Origin of the sequence: Virgibacillus sp. W0430, assembly GCF_051846935.1 — a bacterium.
GTDB lineage: Bacteria > Bacillota > Bacilli > Bacillales > Amphibacillaceae > JBPYCR01.
This window is the reverse complement of record NZ_JBPYCS010000010.1, coordinates 1-14,516: the sequence shown is the minus strand read 5'-3', so window position 1 is coordinate 14,516 and position 14,516 is coordinate 1. Positions and strand designations below refer to the sequence as shown.

At 37.6% G+C, this 14,516-nt stretch carries 16 protein-coding genes; 3 read left to right on the top strand and 13 right to left on the bottom strand.

From position 1 onward, the window contains the following. Positions 1–21: 21 nt before the first annotated feature. From ACLIBH_RS07125 to ACLIBH_RS07090, 8 genes are all read right to left on the bottom strand, one after another. Positions 22–519, bottom strand: coding sequence for a flagellar protein FlgN (locus ACLIBH_RS07125; protein ID WP_439316009.1), 498 nt, complete (start codon positions 517–519; stop codon positions 22–24). A gap of 14 nt (positions 520–533) precedes the next feature. Then, on the bottom strand, positions 534–800 hold the full coding sequence (flgM, locus tag ACLIBH_RS07120) for a flagellar biosynthesis anti-sigma factor FlgM (protein WP_439316008.1): 267 nt from the start codon (positions 798–800) through the stop codon (positions 534–536). Positions 801–893: 93 nt separating this feature from the next. Beyond that, entirely contained in the window at positions 894–1,328 is a 435-nt protein-coding gene (locus ACLIBH_RS07115) for a TIGR03826 family flagellar region protein (RefSeq protein ID WP_439316007.1), read from the bottom strand. Between the two features lie 53 nt (positions 1,329–1,381). Then, positions 1,382–2,062, bottom strand: a complete 681-nt coding sequence (locus tag ACLIBH_RS07110) for a ComF family protein (protein ID WP_439316006.1) — start codon at positions 2,060–2,062, stop codon at positions 1,382–1,384. Then, the gene (locus ACLIBH_RS07105; RefSeq protein ID WP_439316005.1) at positions 2,059–3,210 is read right to left on the bottom strand and encodes a DEAD/DEAH box helicase; all 1,152 of its coding nucleotides are present in this window, start codon (positions 3,208–3,210) and stop codon (positions 2,059–2,061) included. Before ACLIBH_RS07105 ends, ACLIBH_RS07110 begins: the two co-directional genes overlap by 4 nt. A 610-nt stretch (positions 3,211–3,820) precedes the next feature. Beyond that, positions 3,821–4,669: a DegV family protein gene (locus ACLIBH_RS07100; protein WP_439316004.1), complete on the bottom strand. Its 849-nt coding sequence runs from the start codon at positions 4,667–4,669 to the stop codon at positions 3,821–3,823. Between the two features lie 39 nt (positions 4,670–4,708). Continuing rightward, complete coding sequence (locus tag ACLIBH_RS07095) at positions 4,709–5,401, bottom strand: response regulator (RefSeq protein ID WP_439316003.1); 693 nt, start codon at positions 5,399–5,401, stop codon at positions 4,709–4,711. Between the two features lie 156 nt (positions 5,402–5,557). Then, positions 5,558–6,724 (bottom strand): sensor histidine kinase, encoded by a 1,167-nt coding sequence (locus ACLIBH_RS07090; protein ID WP_439316002.1) that lies wholly within the window; start codon positions 6,722–6,724, stop codon positions 5,558–5,560. A gap of 171 nt (positions 6,725–6,895) precedes the next feature. Here ACLIBH_RS07090 and ACLIBH_RS07085 point away from each other — a divergent pair, with 171 nt between their 5' ends. Continuing rightward, positions 6,896–7,534 carry a YigZ family protein gene (locus tag ACLIBH_RS07085; RefSeq protein ID WP_439316001.1) on the top strand — a complete coding sequence of 213 codons (639 nt, stop codon included), beginning with the start codon at positions 6,896–6,898 and terminating at the stop codon, positions 7,532–7,534. Between the two features lie 72 nt (positions 7,535–7,606). Here the strand turns inward: ACLIBH_RS07085 and nagB are convergent, their stop codons facing one another. The 3 genes from nagB to ACLIBH_RS07070 form a co-directional block, all read right to left on the bottom strand. Further along, positions 7,607–8,335, bottom strand: coding sequence for a glucosamine-6-phosphate deaminase (gene nagB, locus ACLIBH_RS07080; RefSeq protein WP_439316103.1), 729 nt, complete (start codon positions 8,333–8,335; stop codon positions 7,607–7,609). Between the two features lie 78 nt (positions 8,336–8,413). Next, positions 8,414–8,566, bottom strand: coding sequence for a hypothetical protein (locus ACLIBH_RS07075; protein WP_439316000.1), 153 nt, complete (start codon positions 8,564–8,566; stop codon positions 8,414–8,416). Between the two features lie 294 nt (positions 8,567–8,860). Beyond that, positions 8,861–9,193 (bottom strand): helix-turn-helix domain-containing protein, encoded by a 333-nt coding sequence (locus tag ACLIBH_RS07070; RefSeq protein WP_439316102.1) that lies wholly within the window; start codon positions 9,191–9,193, stop codon positions 8,861–8,863. 271 nt (positions 9,194–9,464) lie between these two features. Between ACLIBH_RS07070 and ACLIBH_RS07065 the strand changes: the two genes are divergently transcribed. Next, complete coding sequence (locus tag ACLIBH_RS07065; protein ID WP_439315999.1) at positions 9,465–10,409, top strand: LCP family glycopolymer transferase; 945 nt, start codon at positions 9,465–9,467, stop codon at positions 10,407–10,409. Between the two features lie 90 nt (positions 10,410–10,499). Further along, entirely contained in the window at positions 10,500–12,500 is a 2,001-nt protein-coding gene (locus tag ACLIBH_RS07060) for a penicillin-binding transpeptidase domain-containing protein (RefSeq protein WP_439315998.1), read from the top strand. Between the two features lie 869 nt (positions 12,501–13,369). Here ACLIBH_RS07060 and ACLIBH_RS07055 read toward each other — a convergent pair. Beyond that, complete coding sequence (locus tag ACLIBH_RS07055; RefSeq protein WP_439315997.1) at positions 13,370–13,813, bottom strand: IDEAL domain-containing protein; 444 nt, start codon at positions 13,811–13,813, stop codon at positions 13,370–13,372. A 418-nt stretch (positions 13,814–14,231) separates the two neighbouring features. Further along, the coding region (locus ACLIBH_RS07050) for an IDEAL domain-containing protein (protein WP_439315996.1) at positions 14,232–14,516 on the bottom strand (285 nt) is incomplete at its 5' end.

Genomic DNA, 14,516 nt, shown 5'->3' with positions numbered 1-14,516 from the left:
TTCTCATTTGTATGTTATTCGCTACGCTTTGGAATCAAAAACAGATCGTTTTGGCGTGCTCGATGTTGTCTGTTGTTTATTGTAGTTCATATTTTGGATAGTAGGCTGGAGCATATCCAATGATAGGTGGATAAACTGCATAGACTGGGCAATTAAATCCCGATTTAATTGCTCTTGCTGCTTTAAACTTGTAATTGTATTCGTTAGCTCCGTTGTCAAATTAGCTAATTCTGTTCTATCACGTTCATTCTCCAAAGTATCAAGCATGGAAGTTACCGTTAACTGCACATCTTCTCCTTGAATATTCTGGTTAGAAAACCATGCGTTAACATGTTTCGCTCGTTCCGCTTCTATTTGCTCTAGAAGCTGAATATATTTTCGCTCTTTCGTTAAAAGAGAATGCAGTTCATCAACAGCTCCTTCTTTTATCACTGCTGTCTTTTGTTCAGAGATTTTCATTAAATACTTATGAATGTCAATAAGTTTTACAATTGGCTGTATAATCGTTTGAATGGCCATGCGTTGTCCTCCCTTTATATCCGCGTCGACCAAAAATCGATCATTTTTTGCGCTGTTTTTTCAACATTGATCGTATATTCTCCTGCTTCCACTGCTCTTTTTATTTCTTGAATATATTCGGATCTTCTTAAATTGGTTATACTGCTTTCCTGAAGCTGTTTTGCCTCATTCGAAATATTTATTTGATCATTTCGGTTAGCTTCCTGTTGTCTATGCGCCGGCTTCTGAAGCTGTTGCTTATACGCATTTAACTTTGGCAAATTAGTGCCTTGTATTTTCATTAGATCACTCCGTTCTAAAACGAAAATTTATTTCCGTATCCAATTCCCCTTATTCTATTTATCGGCTAATACCGTTTCACATTCAACCTTTTTTTACCTTTTATTTAATTTATGTTTGTCTAATGTATAGTAAATTGCTGCATGATCTTGTTCTTTCTGTTTTCTTTGCTCTGAGCGTTCTTCCAACTGCTCCTGAATGTGAAGCTCTTTTAGTAAGGATTCAGAGCAATCGTGACATAATCGTCCTTCAACAATACTAGCCCCACATTTTTCGCACGGGTAAAAAAGATTAGGAAACTGTGAGCTTCGCAGTCTTTTTTCTTTTATGAACTTAATAATTAAGTCTTCATCTACACTTGTGTGCTCTACGATTTCCTGAATCGTCGCTTCACGATTTTTCTGTTTTGATAAAAAGCGATAAACAACCTTGAACGCTTCCTCTTCCTCTTGATAGCACGCCTGGCAAATATCTCGTATCGATTTAGCAAAAACAGCATCACACCGTGTACAATTCCCTAATTCAACCATGATATAACCTCCGATTTGTCATCAACATTATAACACGAATTGCAAAAAGACCACTATCCCCGAATGAGTGTAAAGGAAACTACTTTCGGACATCCATTTTCTTTTAATAATTGAGCAGCATGTCTTAATGTTGATCCTGTTGTATATATATCATCGACCAGAATGACTGGGTTGTTAACAGTCTCTACTTGTTTAAACGGATTCGTAGCAGAGAGACGTTCCTTTCTCGTCTTTTTTGCTTGCTTTTCACTACTATGACGAATTAACAATTTAGATGACGCTTTAGGTAAAAAGCTCGCTAATACTTCTGCTTGATTAAAGCCTCTTATTAATCGACGCTCTTCAGTTAATGGAATGGGTACAATCGTATAGCTTTTAAAAGATGGGAAATTACGGATAAATACATTTTTGAAAATCGATTGGAAAGCAGTACCTAACACATAATCACCTCGATATTTCCAATGGGATACAATATCTTGCATGAGCTCATTATATACAAATATAGAAACATTAAATGTTAATGGATCATTAAAACGACTATAGTGTTTCCACCAAATACAATCCTTACATTCGCCCCCTGTTGTGCTACGACTACAACGCCTGCACCGATGTTCAGACACCACTTCTAAAGAACTGAAGCATTCGGTACAGAGCAATAGTCGTTCTTCCCATTTAAACACGTTTTTCCAACTTATTTCTTGAATTATTTCTTGATTGCACCATAAGCAACTCATTTATTTGAAAATCCTCCCCGTATATTCATCGCTTTAATAGAATGCAGGGCATGAACCATTGCTTTTGTTTTGCCTTCGTGGAAAAATACAACCTCTCCTTCTGGATCGTGCGGACTTCTTCCTGCTCTTCCAGCTATTTGTATTAGGGCAGCAGAATCAAACACATTATGATCAGCCTGCAAAACGACGACATCAACAGATGGGAAGGTTACTCCTCGTTCCAATATAGAAGTCGTTAAAAGCGCAAAAAGGTGCTTTTTTCTGAAAGCCACCACCTTTTCCTCTCGCTTTACGTCTTGCGAATGAACTGATGTAATTGCACGATTTGTATTAATTAATCGTTGACGCAAAAACAATGCTGCGCAGCTCTGGCGTAGTCGTGCGGCCAATTCAATCGTTGGAACAAATATAAGAATTTGTCGCTGGGGCTTTGTTCGTTTTGTAAGCCAACGAACAAACGGAGATGGCATTTTCCCATGTTTTAAATTAGTTTTCAAGGAATGGCACATCGCAAATGCAGGGACGGGTAACGGATGACCGTGGAAGCGAGTAGGGACAAAAATATGCGGGAGCTTTCTATTTGCAATTCGCCTTTGGTCTGCTTTTCTTGGCGTAGCCGTTAAATAAATCTTTGTATGTTTTTGGTTCGCAGCACGATTGGTGGCGTATGGCAAAGCAGGATCGGCATGGTAAGGAAATGCATCTATCTCATCGATAATTATTACATCAAAAGCCGCTTTATATCGAAGCAGTTGATGCGTCGTAGAAAGTATTAACTGTGCAGTACCGCTTTTATCGCGACTTCCTCCATATAGTGCTTGAATGTCGATTGATCGAAACGCCTCTTGCAGTCTCGGTAATAGTTCCCTTACGACATCGGCGCGCGGCGTTGCAATACAGATACGCTTGCCAAGTTGCAATGCCGTTGTTATCCCTGGGAAGAGCATTTCTGTTTTTCCTGAACCACATACGGCCCATACGAGTACTTCCTTTTCATTTGTACGAATAGCTTGTACGATGCGGTTTGCTGCGGATTGTTGCGCGTCTGTTAGTTGTCCTTCCCAATTACAAGGATTCGCATGCTTTGGCCACTGTGGTGCTGCTCCTGTCCAATAATAAAGAGGCTCGCAAGCTAGCACTCGCCCCATACGAATACAATTTCTGCAATACAGATGCTCTTTTTTACATAATGGACAAGGGATTGATCCGAATAAGTAATGTTTTCGATTTCTGCAGCGCTGACATTCGTGTGTAAATAAACGCGTTTTAATAGAAGGGATAGAAACAAAGTGAGAATGCTGAAGGAGGTGTTGAAATGTAGATTGTTGCAAAGCGATTTCCGTTCGGAGTAGTAATTTCCCAGCATAAAGGGAAGCAAGCTCATGTTCCTCATTTTTTTCATACTCGGGGTATAATGGTTTGTCTTTATCCAGTTTTATCCTCTCCTCGTATAATCAGATAATTTTCTATTATTGATAAAGTAAAACTACCAACCATTTTTGCTGGCTAGTAGTTTCATACGGATCACATGTACAATTTAATAGGCTTTAGAAAAAATGGAACTGGAGGTATTTTCACCAACGTTTAAGCGCCGTTCGGAATCTATTCGCTTTACGCTGGCGGTTGGTGAGCCTCCTTGTGCTATGCTGAGATCTCACTAATCTCTTTCCTCCGGCTCCAGCTTGACTCTTAGCCCATTCACTCGTGTCGGAGATCAATCTTAATTTTTCCATACACTTATCCGAAAACCCAATTAAATTAAGCTTCCGTATACCAAGAAACACCTAAAGAACCTTCGCCTAAATGGGTTCCAATGACAGGGCCAAAGTAACTAATTACTGTATCAATGGATGGGTACTTCGCTGCAAACGTATCACGAAGCGCAAGCGCCGATGGTTCATCGTTTCCATGGATAAATACTACTTGGCGTACATTCCCTTTTTCAGCGTCTTCTTCTAGCATATCTATTATTCGTTGTAGTGCTTTTTTGCGTGTGCGAATCTTCTCAAACGGAACAATTTCCCCTTCAACGATGTGTAGAATGGGTTTTACTTTTAATAAGCTTCCTACCAAAGCTTGAGCGCCTGACAAACGTCCTCCGCGCTGTAAATGACTCAAATCATCTACCATAAAGTACGCCCGTACATTGCTTCTCATCGCTTCCAGATTGTTAATCACTTCATGTGCAGATTTGTTTTGGCACACTAATTCTGCAGCTTTTAGTGCGAAAAAGCCTTGGGCCATTGCACTTAGTTTCGTATCAAACGCATGCACAGCAATGGTATCAACCATTTCACCAGCACTTTTAGCTGCATTATACGTGCCACTAAATTTGCTAGACAAGTGAATCGATACAATTGCTTCGTACCCTTTCTTCGCAAGTGCCTCATACAATTCTACAAATGCACCTACAGAAGGCTGAGATGTCGTTGGCAATTGCTCGGTATTTTTCACTTTCGCATAAAATTCCTCAGTAGAAATATCTTGTTCCTCTCGGTATGCAGACGATCCAAATACGACACTTAACGGAATCATATGGATGTCGTATTTTTCCCTCAGTTCAGTTGGGACATATGCCGTACTATCTGTTACAACCGCTACTTTCATCGCTTCTCACCCTGCTCTATATAATATCTATTTTATTTATTATACAACTTCTACCCAACCATTGCGAATTGCGGTAACTACAGCTTGTGTACGATCATTTACATTCATCTTTTGTAAAATGTTACTAACATGGTTTTTCACTGTTTTTTCACTAATGTATAATGTTTCAGCTACTGCACGATTGCTTTTTCCTTCCGCAAGCAACTGAAGCACTTGGCATTCTCTTTTCGTAAGTAAATGGAGTGGCTTTCGGTATTCTAAAGCGTTTCCAGATCCAACTGAACTGTTTTCAAGTGCGAGTCTTCGATATTCTTCTACTAAATTATGGGTAACCTTCGGGTGAAGGTATGAGCCGCCATCATTAACTACTTTAATTGCTTCGATGAGCGAATCGGTATCCATTTCTTTTAATAAATAACCTTGAGCGCCTGTTTTCAGTGCATGTGTTACATAGCTTTCATCATCATGAATGGATAATATTATTACTTTCGTATCCGGAAAATGCTCAAGAAGCTCTTTCGTCGCCTCGACTCCGTTTGTATTTGGCATATTAATATCCATTAATACAACATCTGGATTATATTCCTTCACTAACGTAGATGCTACATCGCCATCACTGCCCTCAGCCACTACATTAAATCGAGGCTCAAATTCCAGCACTCGCTTAACTCCTTCACGAAACAACTTATGGTCATCTATTAAGACGATCGAAATTATTTTATCTGTATTCATTTATTAACTTCCTCCTGCTACTGCACTTATTTTATTTAATAACGGATTCGCTTCCATTTCTAGATGTCATAATTGTATATCGGTTTAATGTCAAAATTATAAAGGAGACTTTTTACTCAAAAAAACTTTCTTATATTAATGCTGTGTTGCTGCTAATTACTTAAGTGAGTCAGAAGGTACAGCAATATATATCGTTGTTCCTTTTCCAATCGCCGAATCTATTTCTAGCTCGCCATCCAGCATTTCTACTCTTTCTCTCATACCAATCAAGCCGAACGAGTTATCCTTTATAACCTTTGGATCAAAGCCTTTGCCATTATCTTTGATGATCATAGATAGCTTATTATTTCTTATCTCTAGCTTCACTTTTATATTGGTAGCCTTTGCGTGCTTTATTGCATTTTGTAACGATTCTTGTACGAGCCGAAAAAAGGCAACTTCATACTTTTGATGCAGTCGTTTTTCTTCCCCTAATGAAATAAAATCAATATCCATTTTGTGGTATTCAGAAATTGTGGAAATATATTTCTTTAGTGTAGGAATTAATCCGAGATCATCAAGCGCCATTGGACGTAAGTCATAAATAATTCTTCTCACTTCATAGAGTGAGCTACGTATTGTTTTTCTAACGCTTTGTATTTCTTGTAGTGCTTTTTCGATGCTCCCTTCTCGAAATGCTAAATCTACAATTTCGGATCGGAGGAGTATGTTCGCTAGCATTTGTGCTGGACCATCATGAATTTCTCGAGAGATTTTTCTCCGCTCTTCTTCTTGAGCCTCAATAATTTTCAATCCAAATTCTTGCTTCTCTTTTGCTTCTTCTATTAATTCGTTTACGTGACTGAAGTCGTCATGCAAATATGTAAGGACGACCGTTATCTTTCGAGCTAATCCTTCCGCACGTTCAATCGTTTTCGAGAGTCTGGCCAATCTTCGTTCGAGTTCATCACGTTTTACACGTAACGATTTTTCCTCTTGGCGCAGCATAGCTAAGTCTGTTTGTAATGTATGCGTTTTTTCATATACTTCACGAATTTCAGCTTCGGAATATTTATCAAAATACTTACTAACTTCGGAAAGCCGCTGTCTTGATTTTCGAACGGTTGCTTCCAACTTGTCGCCTTTTTCAATAAAGTCAATTACTTTCTTTTTCGTTTGTTGTAGCTCTTCCTTTAATAATTCATGTTCTTTTCTAGATTCCTCACTAATATTAAATATTTCATCTTTACTGTTTTCTACAACGTCGACCATTTCATGAATAATATGATCCAGTTCTTTCTCGTTTGACTTATTTAATTTTCCTGTCGCTGATTTTTGAATCATAAGCCTTCACCAACCTATGGTATACTATACGAAAAGAGATTGCTTTTTCAGGGGTTTCCAAATAAATTGCTCGTTGTTCATCTATCATTAATTGTACTAAAAAATTTAAATTCCCTGTTTTAATGTATTGTAAACCAAAGATAGACTCTTTTTATTTAGGAGGCACACTCAATGCTACAACACTATTATACAGTAAATGCATACGGATTTGAGGAACAAATTATTCAAAAGTCACGATTCATCGGCTATGTTAAACGAGTGGAAACAGAGGCAGAAGCGCAAATATTCATTCAAGAAATAAAGAAAAAACACTACGATGCAACGCATAATTGCTCTGCTTATATGATTGGCGAACACGACAATATTCAAAAGGCCAATGATGACGGTGAGCCTAGTGGAACGGCAGGTGTACCTATATTAGAAGTAATTAAGAAGCAGCAACTAAAAGATACTGCAATCGTTGTAACGAGATATTTTGGAGGTGTAAAGCTTGGAGCCGGTGGTTTAATACGCGCCTATGGAAGTACGGCATCCAAAGCGATCAAAGCTACTGGCATTGTTTCCAGAAAATTAATGCAAGGAATTTCGATTGTAGTAGCTTATCCTTTACTCGGGAAAATTGAAAACGAACTACGTAATTCGGATCATATGTTAGATTCTATAAATTATCTAGAACAAGTTACTTTTAACGTTTTTGTTCAATTGGATCAAGTGGATCCCTTTATTAAATGGATTATCGAACTAACTGGAAACCAAGCAGAAATTTCAAAGACTACGGCACAATACGCTGAGCAGGAAATTTCCTCGTAAACATGTAAGAATAAAAACAACCATGATAATAGCCCTTTTTCTAAGTGTATTACCATGGTTGGTATTCATTTATTACTTAAGTTTCGAGCGAGCCGCTTCATCCGCAATGATTGTGACGTTAGCATGGTTATGCAGAACTGACGCTGGAAATGCTTCTGAAACTTCTCCGTTTAGCAATCTCGCAATCGCTTCTGCCTTTTTCTCGCCTGAAGCTAACAAGATTATTTCTTTACTTTCCATAATTGTTTCAATTCCCATTGAAATCGCTTGAGAAGGAACTTCCCAGCCAGAAGCAAAAAAGTGCGCATTCGCATTCCTTGTTGATTCATCAAGCTCCACTACATGCGTGCGACTTGAAAATGATGTACCCGGCTCATTAAATCCGATATGCCCATTGACTCCTAAGCCAAGCAACTGAACATCGATGCCACCTGCTTCTGTAATCATTTTTTCATATTGCTCACATTCTTCGGTAAAGTCTTTAGCAACACCGCTTGGGACATGCGCACGTTCCTTGGCAATATTTACGTGGTCAAACAATTTTTCATTCATGAAGTAATGATAACTATTTGGATTATCGTCCGCTAATCCAATATATTCATCCAAGTTAAAGGATGTAGTATTTTCAAATGTAATTTCACCTTGTTTATTTTTTTTAATTAAACATTCATATAAGCCTTCTGGTGTAGATCCAGTTGCCAAACCGAGTACAGGCTCAGCTAAATCCTTTAATTTTTGAACGATTAGATCACACGCTAGATTACTCATGTCTGTATAGTCTACTGCTTTTATTAGTTTCATCATGCACGCCCCTTATTTGTTTAATATAGTGGATAAGTATCTATTGCTGTTCAGTAACCATCCTAAGGCACTGCCGTTTTAATTTGCTATTGACCTCGTTGCAACTGCATAATCCGTATTCAGCTCATTAATAAGTGCTCTGATCATTTCATCCGAGGTTTTAATTTTACATGCTTCCGTATCTTTAATGAGCTTTCGCAGCATATTTGTTAGCTTTTCTTGTTCTTTCATTAAAGCATCCGCCTTTCATTCTCAAACCTAGCATAAATACAATCTAAATTAACTCACTCTATAATAAAGGAAATTAATGTAATTGTCATCTACTTTCATTAAATATATTCACCAATTGAATTATTTAAAACGTCATTATTCAATTGGATTTATTTCACAGTGGCAGCAGAAAGCCATAATTACTGTCTAAATTACTATATGTTAAAAAGGAAAATTTCGTTCTTTTCGTAAATCCAATTTGTTCTATACAAGCAAACAAATAGACCTTAGTCGTATCGAAGCGAGATCGAACGATTAATTGTCCTGTCTATTTTTCCATCGATTAAACTCTAAATATTCCTTGAATTGATCCTTCGTTACACCTGAATGCATTGCTTCATGAACAAGGTCAAGCCACTCCTTATCCAATCGTTCCTCTGCCTGCACTTCTTCTTCATCACGTATTAGCTCATTTACTGTTATACCTAGTACGTCACTAATTTTTTCCATGAATTGAATCGATGGATTCGATTGAAGATTTCTCTCAATGGAACTTAAATACGACTTTGCTACGCCTGCTTTTTCGGCTAGTTCTGAAATAGACATTTTTTGATTCTTTCGTAATTGCTTTATCTTTTCACCAATCAAGTCCATACACCTTCTTTCAAATTGAATTATATCATATGAATATATATCGTTCTATACATATTCGTTCCCCAAAATCTTTAAAATAAGAATTGACACATTCATTTTTGGGCGCACTATGAAATTTCTCTTTTTATTAGAAAACAAGCTGTCGTCCAGGAAATAACTGTTTCAAAATAATTGAATCTTTTATATACTTATATGTAGCTGGATTGACCATCTACGATCAATTACTTTAAATGCGATGGCACCATACGAAAAGAGGAGAATTCAAGTGGAGTCAAGAGTAAAAAAGAAGCAAAAACAGCAAAAAAGGAAATGGCCTTTATGGATTGGCGGAATCATTGTCGTATTTCTTTTGCTTGTCGGAGGCTTTTTATATTATATATACGATAAAATTGGGGATACAGTTTCCGAAATGCATGATCCTTTAGATCGGGAAGCAGATCCAAAACGCCAAAAGGAAGTGGAGTCTCTTTTTAAAAACAACGCATCTGTCAACTTATTATTACTCGGAGTTGATGAAAGAGATGGAGATAAAGGGCGTTCAGATACGATGATTTTAATGTCTCTTAATCCTAAAACAGATGCAATGCTTATGCTCAGCATACCACGAGATACATACGTTGAAATTCCAGGACATGGAAAGGATAAAATAAACCACGCATATGCGTTTGGCGGCGTCGAGCTGTCTGTACAAACAGTAGAAGAGAACTTTCAAATACCTGTCCATTTCTATTCAAAGGTTAATATGGAAGGGTTCAAATTAGGGATCGATGCAATTGATGGGGTCACTATTAAAAACGAACAAGCATTTTCACAAGGCGGACATCAATTCCCAGAGGGTGAAATTCATTTGAATGGTACGGAAGCACTTGACTACATTCGAATGAGAAAAAAGGACCCGCGTGGAGATTTAGGTAGGAACGAGCGCCAACGAAAAGTAGTAGCTGCTGCTGTTGATAATGCTGCGAGCTTTTCCAGCATTAGTAAAGTAGGTAACATTCTAGATATCGTCGGTGAAAACGTTAAAACAGACTTAAATATGAATCGCATGCAATCTTTATTTACGAATTATCGATCGGTTCGAAACAATTCAAAGCAAATTGAATTGCACGGAACAGGTGAAACGATAAACGGTGTTTGGTATTACGTCGTTCCTCATGAAGAATTCGATCGTGTCGAAACAGAAATAAAGCAGCATATGCAAGCAAACTAATATACAATTAATATAAAATAAGCAAAAAATTCATACGCTCTATATAATTTGTTCGTATGTCTAAGCTGTACTTTGTAATAGGAGGTTTTTATGAAGAAGTTCTTTATTCTAATAGCAGTCATCCTTACTGTAACTATTGCTGGCTGTTCAAAAAATGAACCAACACCTAATGAGCGGTTCGATGTTTACATTACACATTGGAAAGAACAAGCATTTGAAAAGATGTACAACATGCACTCCGAACAATCAAAACAAACATATAAACCGGAAGAAGTTATTGATCGTTATTTGAAAATATATGAAGATCTGGAAATTACAAATATAAAGTTATCGTACAACGAATTGAAAGAAGACTACTTAAAAGAAGCTTTGAAGGAAGGTACTGCAACTATTCCCTTCTCCATTGAAATGGATAGCGTTGCCGGCCCAATTTCCTTTACTTATGATGCACAGCTCACATTGCAAGAAAGCGAAGAAGAAGAAGAATGGTATATTCAGTGGGATCCTGGATTCATTTTCCCAGAAATTAAAAACGGTGGAGAAATTAGCTTAAATACAACGAAGCCGAATCGTGGCGAGATTCTAGATCGCAATCGCATGCCTTTAGCAATTAACGACATCGTTTATGAAATTGGAATTGTTCCAGAACGATTTGTTAATGAAGAACAAGAAAAAAAGGAGATCGCTTCCGCATTAAATTTATCCATTGAAACAATTAACGAAGCGTTAAATGCCGCTTGGGTAAAACCGAATTTATTTGTACCATTAAAGAAGCTACCTAAAGATAAAGCCTCTGATGCACTATGGAATATTCCATCGATTGACAGAAAAGAAGTAACTGGACGGATCTATCCTTCTGGAAAAGCCGCCGCACACCTTGTCGGCTATGTTGGTCCAATTACTGCTGAAGAGTTAGAAAAGCAAGAAACAGAAACATATGGTGCAAACGATATGATCGGAAAGCGAGGATTGGAACAACTGTTTGAATCTCGTTTAAGAGGAGAAAAAGGTGCAACGATTACAGTAACGAAAGAAGACGAAGAAATCGTTTTAGCCGAAAAAGAAGTTAAAGATGGTGAAAACATTTACTTAACGATTGACACAATTACGCAAGAAAAATTATTTGCGGCTTATGATGAATTAGCCGGTACTGCGGCTGCCATTCACCCTAAAACAGGAGAAACATTAGCACTCGTTAGCAGCCCTGCCTTTGATCCGAATGAAATTGTGTATGATGCAAGTTCCGAATTGTGGAATAAACTGGAGAACGATGCGCAAAAACCATTAATTAATCGTTTCTCAGCTACATATGCGCCCGGTTCCGTAATAAAACCAATATCAGCCGCCATCGGTCTACAGGATGGCTCTTTAGATCCAGAGGAAGGATTAGCAATTAAAGGGTTGACTTGGGGAAACAAAGGCTGGGGAGACTATAAAGTAAAACGTGTATCTGGCACCGATTATCCCGTCGATCTGGAAAGTGCTATGGTTCGCTCTGACAATATTTACTTTGCCATGCAGGCAGTAAAAATGGGAAGTACAGCTTACGTAAACGGGTTAAAGCAATTTGGCCTCAGTGAACAATTGCCTTTCGAATATCCGTTTACAGCTTCTACTATTTCAACAAGTGGAAGTATAGATGACGAAGTATTGCTTGCTAATACAAGCTATGGCCAAGGGCAAATTGAATTCAGCTCACTCCATTTGGCGCTAGCTTATACACCATTTTTAAATAAAGGAAATCTATTAAAACCAACTTTACTGCTTGACGATGCAGATGGACAAATTTGGCACAAAAAAGTTCTGGATGAAGCGCACGCTGAGCGCATACAAAAATTGCTCCGAAAAGTAGTTACTGACGGAACAGCCACGGTTGCCCAAAAGGCAGAGTTTCCAATTTCAGGAAAAACAGGAACAGCAGAGCTTAAAACAACAAGTGAAGAAGAAGGTAAAGAAAATGGCTGGTTTATAGGGTACCCCACAGAAGATCAAGACATCTTAATCGCAATGATGATGGAGGATGTGAAAGACGTTGGCGCGAGTAAGTTCGTCGCAGAACGAGTGACCGATGTGTTAATGGAAATAAAGTAGATAACTGGTGAATCGAGCGCGTTGCTTTTCCGTATCGAGCCTTTCATCCTCGCCTGGCACTTAGTAAAAAAGCGCACGCGCCCTACTTAGAAACGTAGCGACTGAATGAAATCAAAAAACGTGTATGAATGGTTGTACAATATATGACGTTCGTGAATTCACGAACGTCATTTTAATGTTCTAATAGAAAACAAGTGAATTTCCCTGTAGAATAAAAGTGGTCGAAAACCATATCCAGGGGAGAAATCACTTGTCGAGTTGCTTATGGGCACAGAAACTTCACGAATGATAAAAATCGAATCAAAAACCTGTAGAATCAAAATACAATACAAAACATAAAGAAACGCACTCCAATGCAAATGAAACAGCACTGAAGTGTGTGCAATAGTGATATTAGCCCTCTTTAAGCTGACTGGAACGAAAGTCGACGGACTCCTGCAGAAATAGTACGCGTGCGCAGATCACTGTAGCGCCTCGGATAGAGGAGCGACAGAAGCTGAGACAGTAACCGCGGAAAGCCTATTCGCTGTAGTGAGGGCCAGCGAAACCAGAGCGCAAACTTTCATGTTTTCGCTCTACTTCATGATTACGTATTCATGAACTTAATACACATCACCAACGTCATTTGCAAAGAACCATATGAATGTCTCTACATCTAGTAACGAATAGGAGCCATTTAAAAAGAAGCCAAACGTTTTATCCTAAGATAGACGACTTGACTTCTTTTTTCATATTTACTGGAATCTTTAGCATTTTCTATATTTAATCGTCTTGACGATATAATTTTCAAATTCATCATACAAACAATACAATTTGAATTGTTTTATGTATGTCTTATATAGGTTCCTCCTCAGGTATCCATTCGTTTTTTAAAGTAGTTTTAATAACGCATAAAACTCCTTCTCATTACGATCATCTAATGCTTTATCAATTAATCGCTTCACATTATCTTTTTCTAGCTTCTTCAACAACTGATCGCTTTCCGACTCGATTTGTTCATTACATTCTTGATGTTCATAAATATAGTATGGCTCTGCGATATACGATAATTCGTTTAGAAACTTCGGAATGTAAATAAGCTTCCCAATTTTAAAGTACTTCACTTTTTCGTCTTTTTTAAATGCAACCGTATCTTCCAAATTTTCAATCTGCTGTGTCTTTCGATTAATAATAATTTCATCTGCTATGACAGAATGAAATTTATACTCTTCATTATCGATACGTAGTGTAAAGTGCTCTTTTTCCAGTACAATATGAATATGTTCATCGTATGTTTTAATATAATATGGTTCAAGTGTTTCCAACGCTTGCACACATTCACCTCCTTTTTACGTAAAAGCATACCTTTTTGAGAGTAATACAACGAAGCGTTTACAAATGGTTCAACATTAGTTTACCCGATTTTACCGCGCTTCAAACGGCTACTTTCCTTCGAGCTATTCTTAATTTAGTTTTTATACTAACATAGTATAAAACAAAAATGAAACGGCAAATTTCTTGCTGAACTGCTATATGACTCATACATCCGTTATGAAGCCGCACTGTCTCACTTATACGTTAAATATTGACAGTTTACGTTCGTATCGTACGTAATCGAACGATTCATTGTATTCATTTCATAAAAATTGCAGCTTAATGGAGCTTGGATGAAAAACAGTACAAGCTCGACACGGGTTTGTTTCTAAATTCCCCAAAAAAAATATTCCCATAAGTAGGGAATGATTGATTTTTTTAGAGTAACTTTACCAATTTATAAAATGACTTTTCATCTCTTTCATCCAACGCTGTATCTATAAGCCGCTTAACATTATGACGTTCCAATTCAGTAATAATACATGCATCTTCTCGTTTGGAATTATTTTTACCTTCTTCATCTGCATAGTAAGGCTTCACAATCGTATGAAGCTGAATTAGAAAATCAGGAAGGGAAATTAATTTTTTCATAGTAATGTAGATGATATCCTTACCCTTTTGAAAAGCAAACTTAGCTTCAATATTAGCCACTTCTTGTGTTTT